Raw genomic sequence first — 15,271 nt, 5'->3', positions numbered from 1 at the left:
ACGCGGAGCTTCAAGGGCTTGCGGGAACGAGCAGGCTCGTGGAACACTACGTCGCCACTTCGTGCAGGAGGACGCGTGAAGCCCTCGATACGATCCATACCCCTCGTGCTGATGCTCGGCGCCCTTGGCTGCGCGAGCGCTCCCACGCCGCCGGTGGCCGCTTCCGTGCCGCCCGTGACCACGACGACGCAGGAACCCAAGGGCGCCGAGCCGCCCTCCGAACCGCCGCCTCCGCCGCCTGCATCCACGCCGAAGGTCTTCGGCTATCGGGATTTCCTCTCCATTGCAGGCGTGCGCGCCAGGGCCACGCTGGACGACGTCGAGGCGGCTTGGGGCAAGGGGGAACGGAAGAGCGACAAGATCCGGTACAAGGACGGGCCCACGGTGTCGGTCATGCCCTCCGGAGGGCTGATGATCGATATCCACGTGGGCGCGGCGGACTGGGTGAAGCAGCACGCGGACGGGCCGCTGTCCATCTGGGGAAAAACCTGCGAGGAGGCCGCCGCGGCGCTCGATTTCACAGATTCGGTGGGCGCGTACACGACCTGCAAGCATTACGAGAAGGACCTGTTCCTCGACGTGACCTTGATGTGCAGCTCGGGTCGCGTGAGCACGATCGCCGTCGTGTGGTATCCGTTTTCCCCGGCAGACGCGGTCCATCCGCTGCCGCCGGATCATTGTCGCTGATCCCTTGAACAAGAAAGGCGCACACGATCTCCTCGCCGATGGTTCGATCGCGGCGGACGAACGCCTCGCACGGGTGATCGGCGCGGGGGGTATTCCCGCATCCGTGCTGCTGCGGTTTGCCTGCGATTGTGCCGCCCGGGCCCTGGACGGGGAGCGAGAAGCGCGGCGCGAGCCCGAGGCGTCGAGCTGCGAGGCGATCCGGCGGGTGCAGCAATGGATCGAAGGGTCATGGCCCTGGAAGCCGGCCCCGGAAGAGGACAAACCTTCCCCCAACGGTTTCTTCGGCAGCATTGCATTGGCCGACGCCATGCTGAAGCGGAATCTGGCCCCGGCGCGCGTGCTCGCAGACGTGGGCGCGGAGGCGCGCAGGGCCGTCGAGGCATGGGATGCCCGCGCGCCAAGAGCCGCGGCCGAGGCGGCGGCCATCGTCGCGGAGGCGGCCGCCGAGATGGCCGCGGCCGAGGCCGACGCGGAGCACGAATGGAAGGCCGAGGAAATGTGGACCGACGTCGAGCTCGATGCCGCCATGCAAGCGGCCGCTTCACGGGGACCGGGCGCGTGGGCCGCGAAATCGGAGCTGGATGCCGGCGCGATTGCGACCCGGCTGGTTCAGCGACGACAAGCAGCGGCGAGCCGCGCCGCCATCGAGGTGTCTCGCCTCGCCGCGGTCCGCGCCGCCGAGGACGTGGCGGCCTCGATCCCCGAAGAAACGGCGCCCGGCGGCTTCACGTCGTGGCTTCGATCGCTGTGGACACCGCGGACTCCGCCCGCCGATTCCGCGGCAGCACGAACCCGCGCCGAGCAGGCGCACAGCGAGGAACATGCCTGGCAAATCGCGCACCTCAGCGCATTGCTCAGGCAGGACGATCCGGAATCGTGAAATTGGCTCAGGGAACGAGCAGAAGCTTGCCGACGACCTTGCCGGCGCGGGACCGTACGTGCGCCTCCTCGGCCTGCGCGAGCGGGAACTTCGCCTCGATGATGGCCTCGACCTCACCCTTCGCGAGTGCGGCGACGAGCGGCTCGAGGGCGGCGCGTGTGGGTTTGCCGAGGAGCGTCTTCGTCCGGCGCGAGAGCAAAAGCGAAGGGTAATCGGCGGGCCGAACGACCACGAGCCCGAGCAAGCCCGTCGCGGTCAAGAGCTTCCGGCACGCGGACGACGGATACACCGCCGAGCCCATGGCATTGAGCACGAGATCAAAGGGGCCGAGGCGAGCCGCGGCCTCGAACGGGTCGCCTGCATTGTAATCGATGGCCGTGGCGCCGAGCCGCGTGACGAGCGGTACGTTCCGCGCCGAGCACACGGCCGCCACGGTCGCGCCATACGAGCGGGCGAGCTGCAAAGCAAAAAGCCCGACGCCGCCCGAGCCTCCGAGCACGAGCACGCGCGCGCCGGGCTTCGCGGGGATATCGGCCTCCTCCAGCCAGCGCCAAGCCGTCACGCCGGCGACCGGAAGGCACGCGGCGTCGTCGAACGAGACCGACGTCGGCAGCTCGGCGCATTGATCGGGACGGATGATGACCTCGTCGGCATAACTGCCGCGCTGGTTGCGGGAGAAATCGGTGCCGCCGACGACGCGGTCGCCGAGCTTCGGCCCCTCGACAGCGCTCCCGACTTCGACGACCTCACCGGCGAAATCGATGCCGACGACGAGCGGCCCGGACGGGCCGATGATTCGCTGAGCCGTGCCGAGCGGGCCCCCTTCGCGCATTTTCCAATCGACGGGGTTGACGCCGATGGCCTGGACGCGGACGCGCAGCTCGTCCGGACGGAGCGGGCGTGAGGGCAGCTCGACGAGGCGTAGAGGTTCGCGGGACGAACGGGACGTCGCGACGATCATCGCCACGCGCCTCCGCGTCAATCCTTGCTCGTGCCGACGGACCCGCTCGCGCGCCCCGAAGCGTCGATCGAATAACAGAAGGTGCTTTTCGAGGAGGAGAACGGCAGGCGGGTGACGCTGCCGCTGCAGGTCGAGGCGCCCTTCTTCCCCTCGAAACTCCAGTCGAACAGCCCCGACGGCGAGACCTTGAGGTCGGTATACCCTTCCTCCGCGAGGGAGGCGCGAACGCTCGAAAAACCCATGCCCCAGTAGAGCGGGAGGATCAAGATCACGCCGCCGACGATGAGCAGCTTTTTCTTGCGCTGGTTCGCCGCGGCTTGCTCGAGCGCGGCGATGTCGGGATCGTTCTGGAGCGAGGAGTCCATGGCCTCGCGTACCACACCGCCCCCGCGTGCGTTAGTCAAGAGGATTTCAACGAATCATTTCACTCGGGCTCGGCGCTGCGGGTCGGGCGGGACAGCGCGGCGGCTCGGCGCACGGCGCTGCCGTCGTCGCTGAGCTTTCGAATCGCGAAGGCGAGGCCGTCGCGCAACGTCGCCAGCGTGCGTACGCGCGATAGGTCGAGGCCGAGGGAAACCATCGTCTGCGCGACGTTCGGGCGAATCCCGGTGATGATTCCTTCCGCTCCGAGGAGGCGGACCGCCGTGATGATGTTCAGCATATGGCCGGCCGTGGCCGTATCGACGACGTCGACGCCCGTCAAATCGAGGATCGCGAAGCGCGCCTGGGTGCGCGAGACCTCGGCGAGCAGGTCGTCCGTGACCCGCGCGGCGCGCCGGCTGTCGACGACGCCCACCATCGGGAGCGTGAGGACGTTGTCCCAGACCTGGATGATCGGGGTCTCCAGGTTGAAAATGACCTCCTGCTGCCGTTGAATGACGGCGAGTTTCGCTTCGAGCTCCGCTTTGGCCTGATGCGCCTCGGTGACGTTCAAGCTCAGGCCGAGAACACCCGAGACCTCCTTGTCGTCCTCGCCGAACGGGATGACCCAGTTGTCCCAGAAGGTACCGTTCGTCTGCGTGCGATCGTACGCCGCGCTGCCCAGGAGGGCGCGCTGCACGAGGCGATCGCCCGGGGAAATCTCGAAGATGTTTTTTCCTACGAGCGAGCCCCGTTCGAATCCAGCGGCCGGGCAGCCCTGACCGTCGTGGAACGTGAAGTCCCCTTTCTTGTCGGTCACCCAGACGACCACGTCGAGCTGGTCGAGGAGGCTCTGGAGGATCCGCGCCATACGGAGCCTCTCTTTTTCGGCGGTGAGCCGCTCCTCCTCGGCGCGCAGCCTTTGCTCGCGCTCGGCCTCGTAGCGCCTTCGCTCCCCGAGGTCGCGGCAGACGGCGACGGCGCCGCAGAGATCGCCGTCTGCGTCGCGGATTCCGCGCGCCGAGCATTCGATGTACCTGCCCGCCGGCAGTTGCTCGCTCCGCACGAAGAACTCGACGGCGTCGACGCTCTCGCCCTGCAAGGCCCGGACGAGCGGCATTTCGTGCGTCGGGAAGGGCGTCACGCCATCCAGATGGTAGATGCCATAACGCATCGACCACTCCGTGGGCATGACCTCGCTCCGCTCCCCGAAGATCGACGTCGCGACGGCGTTGAAATGAAGAAGGCGGCCCGCGCCGTCGCAGACCACCACACCGTCGGCCAGGCTGTGAATGGCCGCGCGGAGGAGCCGCGTCTCGCCGTCCTGGTCGGACGGACTCCCGTTCTTGTGGTGGCCATTCGTCTGGTGTCCATTCGTATAGTGGCCATTCGTCATGGCGGGCGCCTGCTCGGCGAGACGTGCTTCGAGCTCGGCGACCCGCGCGCGCAACTCCGCGCACTCCTGTTCAAAGGCAATAGACGACACGCTGTCCTCCCCCCTCGGTCCCACGTGAATGAGGGCGCGAGACCGATTGTCGTTCACGTTATCGGTGAACCCGTGGCGGTGTCAACGGACTGACGGCGTCGAAGACGTGCGCTCGAATTCGCGGCGCCGCCCGCAAGTCGGGATTTGCCTGATTGGAGGATACTCGTGAGGACGGGGGGATTCGTGCGTGGCGCGATTCAACCGGGCCGGGAGCTGCGGGCCTTTTGCGCTCCGGCCCCGAACCTGCCGCCGGCGGCCCCGTTGAGCTCTCGAATGACGAGGGACAGGCCGTCGCGCAACGTCGCCAGCGTGCGCACGCGTGACAGATCGAGGCCGAGGGAGATCATGGTCTGGGCGATGTTCGGGCGAATCCCCGTGATGATCCCTTCCGCCCCGAGGAGGCGAACGGCCGCGATGATATTGAGGATGTGGCCGGCCGTGGCCGTATCGACCACGTCGACGCCCGTCAAATCGAGGATCGCGAAGCGCGCTTGCGTGCGCGAGACCTCGGCGAGGACGTTGTCCGTGACCCGCGCGGCGCGCTGGCTGTCGACGACGCCCACCATCGGCAGCGTGAGGACGCGGTCCCAGACCTGGATGATCGGGGTCTCCAGATTGAAGATGACCTCCTGCTGCCGCTGAATGAGGGCGAGTTTCGCTTCGAGCTCCAGCTTGACGTGATAGGCCTCGGTGACGTTCAGGCTCAGGCCGATGACACCCGAGGGCTTCCCGTCGTCGTTCATCGGAATGGCCCAATGCTCCCAGGCGACCCCGTGGGCCTCGTTGCGGTCGTGCCCAGGGACACCCGCCGACAATGCGCGGTGGATGAGCATGTCGTCGGGGTAGACCTCGTGGGCACTCTTGCCGACGAGCCAGCCCCGCGCGAGGCCGGCCGACTCGGCGCCGCGACCATCGTGGAACGTGAAGACGCCTTTTTCGTCGGTCGCCCAGACGATGATGTCGAGGTGATCGAGCAGGCTCCTCAGGATCCGCGCCATGCGGAGCCGCTCGTTCTCGGCGGCGAGCCGCTCCTCCTCGGCGCGGAGCCGCCGCTCGCGCTCGGCCTCGTATCGCCTGCGCTCGCCGAGGTCGCGGCACACGACCACGGCGCCGCAGATAGCCCCGCTCGCGTCGCGAATGCAACGCGCAGAGCATTCGACGTACAGGCAGGCCGGCAGGCCCTCCCTTCGCACGACGAGCTCGATGCCGTCGACGCTCTCGCCCCGGAGTGCACGATGGGACGGCAGCTCGTCCGCCGGGATGTGGGTCACGCCATCCGGATAAAAGAGGCCGTATCGCGTCGACAGCGCCTCGGAGGTGACCTCTCTCGATAGCTCGCCGAAGATCTGCGTCGCAGCGGCGTTGAAGTGGATGGTGCGGCCCTCGCGGTTGCAGATCACCACGGCGTCGGCGAGGTTATGCAGCGCCGCCCGGAGGAGCCGCGTCTCGGCTTCGTGATCGGCGGGGATCGCCTCGCGATGGTGGCCATTCGTCGCGACGGGCGATCGAGCAGCGAGTCGCGCCTCCAGCTCGGCGACCCGCGCGCGGAGCGCCGCGTACTCGTTTTCCATCGGAAGATACACGCTGTCCTCCCCCTCGCGTCCGCGCAGATGGAGTCGAATCCAATCACCCTACGAACACGTCGCAACCTCGTCAACGGATTGACGCGTCGGAGACGTGCCTGCCAGCGCCGCGCAACGCTTGTGCATGTGCGATGGCTCTGCGCACGATTTCGACTCTGCATAAAGGATGGGTCCACATCGCGCCCTGGACGAACGGTCGACCCGGCTCGTCACGTGTTATCGCGGCGCGCACGCGCCCACGCTCGGGCAAGCGCCGCGGCTTCCCGGCCGCTCGGGATCCGCCGACCGACTTCGGCACGGCGACGTTTGCTGCCCCACGTTCTAACCCGACATCCGGGTGAGAATCGTCACGTTCGTCATCGATGGGCTTGGACGCGGGCGACGGTTTCAGGCATGAGCACGCCATGTCCGTACCGGTTCTGCCGAAACGCGCGCGTGTCGTCGTCGTCGGTGGCGGGGTCATTGGCTGCTCCGTCGCCTACCATCTGGCTCACATGGGCTGGAAGGACGTGGTCCTGCTCGAACGGGACCGCCTCACCTCCGGCACGACCTGGCATGCCGCCGGGCTCATCGTGACGTTCGGCTCGACGTCGGAGACGTCGACCGAGATGCGCAAGTACACGCGCGACCTTTACACGCGCCTCGAAGCGGAGACGGGCCTCGGCACCGGGTTCAAGCCGGTCGGGTTCATCGAGGTCGCGGCGGATCCGGACCGGCTCGAGGAGTACCGGCGCGTCTCGGCGTTCAACCGCCACTGCGGCGTCGACGTGCACGAGATCTCGCCCTCGCAGGTGAAGGAGCTCTTCCCGCTCGCGCGGACCGACGACATCCTGGCCGGCTTCTATGTGAAGGAGGACGGCCAGGCGAACCCGGTCGACATCACGATGGCGCTCGCGAAGGGCGCGAAGATGCAAGGCGCGACGATCCTCGAAAACGTGCCCTGCACCGGGGTGCTCACGAAGCGCGGCGCCGTCGCCGGCGTGCAGACGCCGTTCGGCGACATCGAGGCCGAGTGTGTGGTGAACTGCGCGGGCATGTGGGCGCGGCAGCTCGGCGCGAAATCGGGCGTCAACATCCCGCTGCAATCGGCCGAGCATTATTACCTGATCACGGCCAAGATCCCCGACCTGCCGAAATCGATGCCGGTGCTCGAGGATCCTGGCTCGTACGGGTATTACCGCGAGGAGGTCGGCGGCTTGATGGTGGGCCTCTTCGAGCCCGTCTGCGCGCCGTGGAAGATCGAGGGCGTGCCGGATGATTTTTCCTTCGGCGAGATCACCCCGGACTGGGATCGAATGGGCCCCTATGTCGAGAAGGCGATGCGGCGCGTGCCCGTCACGCTGGAGGTGGGCGTCCGCAAGTTCTTCTGCGGCCCCGAGAGCTTCACGCCCGACCTCGCGCCGGTCGTCGGCGAGGCGCCCGAGCTCAAGAATTACTTCGTCGCCGCGGGCTTGAACTCGATCGGCATTCTCACGGGCGGCGGCCTCGGGCGCGTGCTCGCGCACTGGATCATCAACGGCCGGCCCGACGTGGACGTCACGGGGATGAACATCGACCGGCTTCACACGTACCAGGCGAACCCCGAATACCGCCGCACGCGCACCGTCGAGTCGCTCGGGATGGTCTATCAATGCCATTACCCGACGCGTTCGATGCAAACGGCGCGCGGCGCGAAGACCTCCGCCATTCACGAGAGGCTCGCAGCCCAGGGCGCCTATTTCAAGGACGTGAGCGGCTGGGAAGGCGCGGACTGGTATGCGCCGCCCGGCGTCCCGCCGAAGGTGGAGCGCCTCTCGTGGGGCCGGCAAAACTGGTTTTCGTACTGGGAAGCCGAACACCGCGCCTGCCGCGAGGGCGTGATCCTCATGGACATGTCGTTCATGGCGAAATTCCTGGTGCAGGGCCGGGACGCGGGCAAGCTGCTCGATTACATCTCCGCGAACAGCGTCGACGGCGCGCCGGGCGTGATCACGTACACGCAATGGCTGAACGCGGGCGGCACGATCGAGGCGGATCTCACGGTCACGAAGCTCGACGACGAGCGATACTGGGTCGTCGCCTCGGACACGGCGCACCGCCACGTGCTCACGTGGATGCGACGGCATGCGTTGCCCGACATGCACGCATTCGTGACGGACGTGACCTCGGGTTATGCGCAGATCAACATTCAGGGCCCGCGGTCGCGCGAGCTCATGCAAATGGTCACGTCGCAGGACATGTCGAACGAGGCGTTCCCGTTCCGCGCCGCGCAGGAGATCGACATCGGGTTCGCCCGCGCGCTCTGCGTGCGTATCACGTACCTGGGCGAGCTCGGCTACGAGCTCTACATCCCCACGGAGCAGGCTACGCACGTCTATGATCGCCTCGTCGAGGCGGGCAAGCGCGTGGACCTCAAGCACGCCGGGCTCAAGGCGCTGGCGAGCCTCCGCATGGAGAAGGGCTACCGCGATTACGGGCACGACATCGACAACACCGATTCGGTGTTGGAAGCGGGGCTCGGCTTCGCGGTCGACCTGAAGAAGCCGGACTTCCTCGGCCGGGAAGCGGTGCTCGCGAAAAAAGCCGCGGGGCCGCTCAAGCGCCGAATCGTGCAGGTGCTCGTGAAGGATCCGGAGCCCTTGATGTTCCACGCGGAGGTCGTGCGTCGCAATGGAAAGCCCATCGGCTACGTGCGCGCGGCTTCGTACGGGCATACCGTGGGCGGCGCGGTCGGCCTCGTCATGGTGGAGGCCGGCGAGCCCATCGACACGAAGTACCTCGAGAACGCCACGTGGGAGGTCGACATCGCCGGCAAGCTCTATCCGGCCGTCGCCTCGCTCAAGCCGCTCTACGATCCCGAGGCGAAGCGCGTGAAGGCGTGAGCCCTCGCGGGCGATGCTTGACAGACCAGTCCAGAACGGTTAGAACTTCCGTGCGAGCATGGCACGCCCGAAGGAGTTCGACCGCGACGACGTGGTGAAGCGGGCCATGGCCGTCTTCTGGGAGAAGGGGTACGAGGCGACCTCGACGGAGGATCTCTTGCGCGCGATGGGCATCGGGCGCCAGAGCATGTACGACACCTTCGGCGACAAACGTCGCCTCTACCTCGAAGCGCTGCAGCGGTATCAAGCGGAGAGCGGCGCGCAGCTCATCGAGCGCCTCCAGGCCGGGGAATCACCGCTCCGGGCGATCGAAGAGGTCTTGATGGCCGTCGCCGCCGAGACGCCCGCCGAACGGGCGAGGGGCTGCATGTACGTGAGCTCCATCGTGGAGCTCGCGCAAAAAGATCCTGAAGTCGCGTCGCTCGCGAGGTCCGGGACGATCCTCTGCGAGACCGCGTTTGAACGGATCGTGCGGGAAGCCAAGCGCAAGGGCGAGGTCGATCGGTGCGTCGACGAGCGGAAAGTCGCGCGCTTCCTGCTCGCCACGGTGCAAGGCCTGCGGGTCATGGCGAAAGGGGGAGCCACGCCCGAGGCTCTCCGCGACATCGTCGCCGTCGCGCTCACCTCCCTGAAATCTCGTTAGTTCGTGCGCGGGCGCGAGGACGCCCGCGTTCGTTTGCTTGATTCTGGACTGATCCATCAACAACCAAGGAGTCCGCGATGTCTCTCGATCGATACTATCTGCTCGGCCGCTCGGGTCTTCGTGTCAGCCGCCTGGCCCTCGGGACCATGACGTTCGGCACCGACGGGGCCTGGGGCGCGTGGGGTTCGTCCGAAGAAACCGCCCGCGCCGTCTTCGACCGGTACCTCGACGCAGGCGGCAACTTCCTCGATACCGCGGACCTCTACACGCGAGGGACCAGCGAGACCATGCTCGGCAAGTTCATCGCCGAGCGCGGCGCGCGGGATCGCGTCGTTTTGACCACCAAGTACACCTACGGCCTCGACACGGGCAACCCCAACGCCGGCGGCAACGGCCGCAAGAACATGATCCGCGCGGTGGAGGCATCGCTCCGGCGGCTCGGGACCGATTACATCGATCTTTACCTCCTGCACACGTGGGATCGCCTCACGCCCGCCGAGGAGGTGGTCCGCACGTTCGACGATCTCGTACGCGCGGGAAAGATCCGTTACGCCGGTCTGTCCGACGTGCCCGCCTGGTATGCCGCGCGCGCGCAGACGTTCGCCGAGGCGCACGCGCTCGCGCCGCTCGTCAACCTGCAGCTCCAGTACTCACTCGTGGAGCGCCACATCGAGCACGAATTCGTGCCGCTCGCGCAGACGCTCGGCATGGGCATCACCGCGTGGAGCCCGCTCGGCGGTGGTCTGCTCTCGGGCAAATACCGGCCGAGCGAGGGCCGCGGCGAGGGCGAGGGGCGGCTCACGAAGAACGATGCCGGCACCCAGCTCGGGCTGTTCACGGAGCACAACTGGGGCGTCGTGGCGGCCGTGGAAACGGCATCGAAGGAGCTCGGCCGCAGCATGGCGCAGGTGGCGTTGAACTGGACGGCGACGCAGCCGGGCGTCGGCTCGGTGATCCTGGGCGCGACCAAGCTCGCGCAGCTCGAGGACAACCTCGCCGCGCTCGATTTCGAGATTCCGGCCGAGCTGCGCCGGGCGCTCGATCAGGCGAGCGCGCTCCCGCCGCCGTTTCCTTACAAAATGTTCGGCGATGCGTACCAGACGATGCTGCACGGCGGGGCTTCCGTGAGCGACAAACCGGTGGGGTATACGCGGCCGTGAGCGGATGAAAGGGGGCCGGCGGATCAGTCTTCTTGCGCCGGCGAGAACGGCGTGATGGGCGCGGATTCCTCGATTTCGCGCTTGGGCGGGTTCTTGACGTTGAGCGTGCTCTCGATGAGGACGGCTCGACGCGGGCGCGGCGCGCCGACCTGCGCTTTGCGGAGCTCGTCCACGATGCGCCCACGCAGCGCGTCGTTCATGTCCTTGTTCTCGCCGGGCGGCACGCGCGCGCTGACACGCAGGACGATCGAGCCCTCGTTCAGCTCCTCCACGCCAACCTCCACGCGCGCGGGAGCGCCCGTCCGCGCCTCGACCTCCTGTTCGGCGATGCTCGTGAGGAGCTCACGCACCCGCGGCAGATCCTCTTCGTAAGGCACGTGCACGTCGACCACTGCATTCACGAAGGAGCGCGAATGATTCGCGACCTTGCGGACCTCGCCATTGGGGATCGAGTGAAGCACGCCGAGATCGTCGCGGATCTTCGTGATACGAACGCCGATCTCCTCCACGCGGCCCTGGATGCCGCCGATCTCCACGAGATCCCCGACGAGCAGGAGGTTCTCGAAGAGAATGAAGAAGCCGGCCACGATATCCCCGACGAACGTCTGCGCGCCGAAGCCAATGGCGACGCCGATGACGCCGGCGCCCGCAAGAAGCGGCGTGGGATCGATGGAGGCCTCGCGGAGGCCCATCACGAGCGCCGAGAAATAGATCGCATACCGCACGAAACCCATGGCCACGGGGACCAGGGTTTTTCGTTGCTGGAGCGTCTGCGGGTTCGCCTCGGCCACCTTCCCGAGGAAGAGGTCGTTGATGAGTAGAACGCAGATCTCGACGAGGACCCGGCTCGCATAAAAGATCGCGATGATCCGGAGGCCGACGCGCCCCGCCTGCGAGAGCCACGTGTCGGGCGTGAGCGCGTCCGCGACCCACGTGGCCGCCGTGAGGTACACGCAATAATCGACGACCCGCTTCGTGATGCCGAGCAGGTGCGACAGGTTGCCGAGGTACCTGAGCGGGCTCTCGAGGTTGGCGAGCCTCGTCGCGTTGTCGAAGATGACGTCGAGGAGCAGGTATCCGATGCCCGTCGCGAGGCGGCTGACGTAGAAGGCGCCAAGCGTGTAGGTCGCGAGGACGATGGAGCGCTGGGTCCCAGGCGCGAGCGTGAGCTTGTCGGCGATGAGGACCGCCGCCGCGCCGAGGACGACCACGCGCAGCGCTTTGCGCAGGCGTATCGTGACCTCGGCGAGCGGCTCGCGCCGTTTGTCCAGCCACTCCGAGCGCGCGACGGCCTGGCCCAGCGCCTCCGCGAGCCCCCGGGCGAGGGCGTCGACGAAGAGCGCGCCGGCGGCAATGCCGAACGCCGTGAGCAATCGTGTCTTGACGAGCGCGGGATCGTCCCCGGCGAGCGCGACGAGCGCGCTCTTCGCCACGTCGAGGGCCCAGATTCCTCGATAGGTGGCGAAGCCCGCGGCGGCCATGAGCACCGCCACGAGGAGCGCGACCCAGACGATCGCGCGACGACGAACACGGCGACGGAATGCCTTGCGCTCGTCTGCCGTGACGTGCTCCAGCGTCGGCGAGCGCAAGAGGAAGGCATAGCCCCGATGAATTGTCCTGACCAAAAGCTCCGAGAGGAGCAAGAGCACCACGATCGTGATGCACAGGGCAACGAGGTTGTGGGCCAGGAGGTCGAGGTGCAGGGTCATCGGGGCCGCCGCGACTATCGCCCGATCTGGACGTTCTCCAGGATGCCGAGGGCGTCGGGGACGAGGACCGCGGCAGAGAAATACGTGCTCACGAGGTACGAGCTGATGGCCTTCTCGTCCGTGTCCATCTTGCGTGCCGAGACGCCGGGCTCGATTTCCTCGGGGAGGCCCGTGCGGTGGAGGCCGATGACGCCCTGATGATCCTGCCCCGTACGCATGACCAGGATGGAGCTCGTGTCATCCGGGTTGATCGGGATCTTGTCGCACGGCAGGAGCGGGACGCCGCGCCACGCGGAGACCCTCGTGCCGGAGATCTCGACGCTCGTCGCGTGAACCCCGCGGCGATTGCATTCCCGGTGGAAGGCGGCGATCGTGCGCGGGTGCGCCAGGAAAAACTGCGACTTGCGGCGTCGGGACAGGATCTCGTCCATGTCGTCGGGCGTCGGGGGGCCGCTGCGGGTATGGAGGCGCTGCTTGAGATCGGCGTTGTGCAAGAGGCCGAAATCGCGATTGTTGATGAGCTCGTATTCCTGCCGCTCGCGGAGGGCCTGGACCGTCAGGTGGAGCTGCTCCTCGAGCTGATTCATCGGATCGTTGAAGAGATCCGAGACGCGCGTGTGGAGCCGGAGGACCGTCTGCGCGACGCTGAGCTCGTATTCACGCGGCGCGGTCTCGTAATCGACGAACGTCCCCGGCAGCGTGGGCTCGCCCTTGTGACCGGCAGAGAGCGCGATCGCCGCCTGCCCCATCTTGTCCTGCGGCTTCTTCAGCCGCTCCTTGAACGATTCCACGTGCGCATGGAGCGCCGGGGAGCGCGCGATCAGCTCCTCGAACACGCGCTGCGGGAGCTCGAGCACGATGCACGGCGTGACGGTCCGGACCGAATAGGTCCAGAGATCGTTCGATTCGACGACGGCCTGATCACCGAAATGGTCCCCATCCGCGAGCGTGTCGAGGATCGTATCGTCGCCGTATTTGCCCACGCCGAGCTTCTGGGCTCTTCCGTGCGCGATCAGAAAAATGGACTCGGCCGGCTTTCCGCGCTCGGCGATGAGCGCGCCGGGCTTGTATTCGCGCTGGACGAACCGGCTCGCCAGGGTCTCGAGCAAGGCGTCGTCCGAGAAGCCGTGGAGGAGCGGCAATTCGCTGAGCTCCTGCGGAATCACCTGCACCTTCGCCCCGATGTTGCCGAAGCTCAGCCGCCCGTCGCCGACGGCATAACTCAGGCGGCGGTTCACGCGATACGTGCCGCCCTTGACCTCGACCCAGGGCAAGGCCCGCAAGAGCCACCGGGGCGTGATGCCCTGCATCTGCGGATGCGACTTGGTCGTCGTCGCGAGCTTCCGCGCCCCCAGCGTCCCGAGGCTCGAACGCTCCACCTCGTTCCCGATCCCAGGTTTTTCGGCGTTTGCCATGACGTACCTTTCCTTCTGCGAGCTTCGGAGAGCAGCGAGCGCTCCGCGTGTCCCCCGTATCTCCGGGGGACGCACGCGGAGCGCCTACCGCGCACGGCTCATTCGTGGGCGCGACCGATCTCGACGCTCTCCAGAACGCCGAGCGCGTCGGGGACCAGGACGGCCGCCGAGTAATAGAGGCTGACGAGGTACGAGATGACGGCCTTCTCGTTGATCCCCATGAAACGCACGTTGAGGCTCGGCTCGACCTCGTCGGGAATGCCGGCGTGGTGCAGGCCGATGACGCCCTGGTTCTTCTCGCCCGCGCGCATGAGCAGGATCGAGGTGGTCCGCGTGTCCGAGACCGGGATCTTGTTGCACGGGAAGATCGGCACGCCGCGCCACGCCGGGACGTGGTTGCCATTCACCTCGACGCTCTGCGGATAGATGCCGAGGCGGCTGCACTCCTGGCCGAACGCCGCAATGGCGCGCGGGTGCGCCAGGAAGAACGACGGCTCACGCCAGACCGTGGCGAGGAGCTCGTCCATGTCATCCGGCGTCGGGGGGCCGCTGCGGGTGTGAATGCGCTGCTTGAGGTCGGCATTGTGCAGGAGGCCGAACTCGCGGTTGTTGATGAGCTCGTTCTCCTGGGTCTCCTTCAGGGCCTCGATGGTCAGGCGGAGCTGCTGCTCGGTCTGGTTCATCGGCTCATTGAAGAGATCCGCGACGCGCGAGTGGATCTGGAGCACGGTCTGCGCCACGCTGAGCTCGTACTCGCGGGGCGCGGTCTCGTAATCGACGAACGTGCCGGGCAGGACGGGCTCGCCGGAGTGGCCCGCGGAGATCTCGATCGCGGCCTCGCCCGTGTTGTCCTGCTTCTTCGTGGCGAGCGCCTTGAAGTTCTCGAGGTGCTTCTTCAGCGACGGATACTGCGCGACCAGCTCCTCGAACACGTTCTGCTGGAGCGTCAGCACCGTGCAGGCCGTGACCGCCTTGGCCGTGAACGTCCAGTAATCCTGCGTCTCGAGGAGCGCCTGGTAGCTGTAATGGTCGCCGTCCGCGAGGACCGCGATCACCGTCTCGTCGCCGTACTTGCCCGTGCCGATCTTGTTGATCTTGCCGTGCGCGATGAGGGCGATGTGATCGGCCTCCTTGCCCCGCTCGGTGATGATCTCGCCGGGCTTGTATTCGCGCTGCACGAAGCGGCTGGCCAGCGCGGTGAGGACCTCGACGTCCTCGTAGCCGCGGAGGAGCGGCAGCTCGCAGAGCTCCTGCGGGATGACCTGGATCTTGGCGCCGGTGTTCGTGAACGTCACGCGACCGTCGCCGACGGCATAACTCAAGCGGCGGTTCACGCGGTACACGCCGTTCACGTGCACCCACGGCAGGAGCTTGAGCAGCCACCGCGACGAAATGCCCTGCATCTGCGGGACGGACTTCGTCGTCGTCGCGAGTTGCCTTGCGGCCGCCGTCGCGAGGCTCGTCTGCTGCTGATCGATTCCCGAACCCAACTTCCCTGAGATTGACATGAATCCCTCTTTCCTTGA

General features: G+C 67.0%; 12 protein-coding genes. 5 read left to right on the top strand and 7 right to left on the bottom strand.

Features of this window, described 5'->3' with window-relative positions; all coding sequences use genetic code 11:
- Positions 1–75: 75 nt before the first annotated feature.
- Complete coding sequence (locus tag KEG38_RS13225; protein ID WP_272419778.1) at positions 76–687, top strand: hypothetical protein; 612 nt, start codon at positions 76–78, stop codon at positions 685–687.
- A 4-nt stretch (positions 688–691) separates the two neighbouring features.
- Positions 692–1,567, top strand: coding sequence for a hypothetical protein (locus KEG38_RS13220; RefSeq protein ID WP_272419777.1), 876 nt, complete (start codon positions 692–694; stop codon positions 1,565–1,567).
- Positions 1,568–1,574: 7 nt separating this feature from the next.
- Here the strand turns inward: KEG38_RS13220 and KEG38_RS13215 are convergent, their stop codons facing one another.
- From KEG38_RS13215 to KEG38_RS13200, 4 genes are all read right to left on the bottom strand, one after another.
- Positions 1,575–2,528, bottom strand: a complete 954-nt coding sequence (locus KEG38_RS13215) for an NAD(P)-dependent alcohol dehydrogenase (RefSeq protein ID WP_272420122.1) — start codon at positions 2,526–2,528, stop codon at positions 1,575–1,577.
- Positions 2,529–2,545: 17 nt separating this feature from the next.
- Positions 2,546–2,893: a hypothetical protein gene (locus KEG38_RS13210; protein WP_272419776.1), complete on the bottom strand. Its 348-nt coding sequence runs from the start codon at positions 2,891–2,893 to the stop codon at positions 2,546–2,548.
- A gap of 59 nt (positions 2,894–2,952) precedes the next feature.
- Positions 2,953–4,374: a PAS domain-containing protein gene (locus KEG38_RS13205; RefSeq protein WP_272419775.1), complete on the bottom strand. Its 1,422-nt coding sequence runs from the start codon at positions 4,372–4,374 to the stop codon at positions 2,953–2,955.
- A gap of 197 nt (positions 4,375–4,571) precedes the next feature.
- Positions 4,572–5,957 carry a PAS domain-containing protein gene (locus KEG38_RS13200; RefSeq protein ID WP_272419774.1) on the bottom strand — a complete coding sequence of 462 codons (1,386 nt, stop codon included), beginning with the start codon at positions 5,955–5,957 and terminating at the stop codon, positions 4,572–4,574.
- A gap of 404 nt (positions 5,958–6,361) precedes the next feature.
- Here KEG38_RS13200 and KEG38_RS13195 point away from each other — a divergent pair, with 404 nt between their 5' ends.
- From KEG38_RS13195 to KEG38_RS13185, 3 genes are all read left to right on the top strand, one after another.
- Positions 6,362–8,818 (top strand): GcvT family protein, encoded by a 2,457-nt coding sequence (locus KEG38_RS13195; RefSeq protein ID WP_272419773.1) that lies wholly within the window; start codon positions 6,362–6,364, stop codon positions 8,816–8,818.
- Between the two features lie 58 nt (positions 8,819–8,876).
- Positions 8,877–9,461, top strand: a complete 585-nt coding sequence (locus KEG38_RS13190; RefSeq protein WP_272419772.1) for a TetR/AcrR family transcriptional regulator — start codon at positions 8,877–8,879, stop codon at positions 9,459–9,461.
- A 77-nt stretch (positions 9,462–9,538) separates the two neighbouring features.
- Positions 9,539–10,621 (top strand): aldo/keto reductase, encoded by a 1,083-nt coding sequence (locus KEG38_RS13185; protein WP_272419771.1) that lies wholly within the window; start codon positions 9,539–9,541, stop codon positions 10,619–10,621.
- A gap of 23 nt (positions 10,622–10,644) precedes the next feature.
- Here KEG38_RS13185 and KEG38_RS13180 read toward each other — a convergent pair whose 3' ends face one another.
- The 3 genes from KEG38_RS13180 to KEG38_RS13170 form a co-directional block, all read right to left on the bottom strand.
- Entirely contained in the window at positions 10,645–12,330 is a 1,686-nt protein-coding gene (locus tag KEG38_RS13180; protein ID WP_272419770.1) for a mechanosensitive ion channel family protein, read from the bottom strand.
- Positions 12,331–12,344: 14 nt separating this feature from the next.
- Positions 12,345–13,745 (bottom strand): family 2B encapsulin nanocompartment shell protein, encoded by a 1,401-nt coding sequence (locus KEG38_RS13175; RefSeq protein ID WP_272419769.1) that lies wholly within the window; start codon positions 13,743–13,745, stop codon positions 12,345–12,347.
- 98 nt (positions 13,746–13,843) lie between these two features.
- Positions 13,844–15,253 carry a family 2B encapsulin nanocompartment shell protein gene (locus tag KEG38_RS13170; RefSeq protein WP_272419768.1) on the bottom strand — a complete coding sequence of 470 codons (1,410 nt, stop codon included), beginning with the start codon at positions 15,251–15,253 and terminating at the stop codon, positions 13,844–13,846.
- Positions 15,254–15,271 lie beyond the last annotated feature (18 nt).

The sequence above is a fragment of the Polyangium jinanense genome (assembly GCF_028435265.1).
Taxonomy (GTDB): Bacteria; Myxococcota_A; Polyangia; order Polyangiales; family Polyangiaceae; genus Polyangium; species Polyangium jinanense.
Note: the sequence above shows the minus strand (reverse complement) of the source record. Positions and strands in the feature narration are given on the sequence as shown.

Coding starts and splice junctions, on each gene's coding strand:
- KEG38_RS13190 (WP_272419772.1), top strand. CDS start 8,877: ATGGCACGCCCGAAGGAGTTCGACCGCGACGACGTGGTGAAGCGGGCC.
- KEG38_RS13180 (WP_272419770.1), bottom strand. CDS start 12,330: ATGACCCTGCACCTCGACCTCCTGGCCCACAACCTCGTTGCCCTGTGC.
- KEG38_RS13185 (WP_272419771.1), top strand. CDS start 9,539: ATGTCTCTCGATCGATACTATCTGCTCGGCCGCTCGGGTCTTCGTGTC.
- KEG38_RS13175 (WP_272419769.1), bottom strand. CDS start 13,745: ATGGCAAACGCCGAAAAACCTGGGATCGGGAACGAGGTGGAGCGTTCG.
- KEG38_RS13210 (WP_272419776.1), bottom strand. CDS start 2,893: ATGGACTCCTCGCTCCAGAACGATCCCGACATCGCCGCGCTCGAGCAA.
- KEG38_RS13195 (WP_272419773.1), top strand. CDS start 6,362: ATGTCCGTACCGGTTCTGCCGAAACGCGCGCGTGTCGTCGTCGTCGGT.
- KEG38_RS13170 (WP_272419768.1), bottom strand. CDS start 15,253: ATGTCAATCTCAGGGAAGTTGGGTTCGGGAATCGATCAGCAGCAGACG.
- KEG38_RS13215 (WP_272420122.1), bottom strand. CDS start 2,528: ATGATCGTCGCGACGTCCCGTTCGTCCCGCGAACCTCTACGCCTCGTC.